This window comes from Ulvibacter sp. 2210JD10-4 (assembly GCF_058148525.1).
This window is the reverse complement of the sequence record NZ_JBYVJZ010000069.1, coordinates 1-247: the sequence shown is the minus strand read 5'-3', so window position 1 is coordinate 247 and position 247 is coordinate 1. Positions and strand designations below refer to the sequence as shown.

The following is a 247-nucleotide window of genomic DNA, read 5'->3' as shown; positions in this document are numbered from 1 at the left end:
CCGGTTCTATAGAAAATCCCGCAGTGCTCAAATTAATTCGGGTTACTCTGTCGTTCGCACCTACCGATATTAATGAAGATGATGCTAAACTCCTTCCCAGAACACCGTTACTATTAGTAAGACTGGCTCCCGTTTGTTCAACATCTTTTCGGTTTCCTCCAAAAATAGTAGGTCGTGTTTTCCTGTCTAATAGCCATTTGGTTGAAATTCCATATTTAAATCGCTTATCCTTAAACCCGTATGCTCC

At 40.9% G+C, this 247-nt stretch carries 1 protein-coding gene; it reads right to left on the bottom strand.

From position 1 onward, the window contains the following. Positions 1–247: hypothetical protein (locus tag ACY2RT_RS15505; RefSeq protein WP_490156819.1), on the bottom strand; the 247-nt coding region annotated here is incomplete at both ends.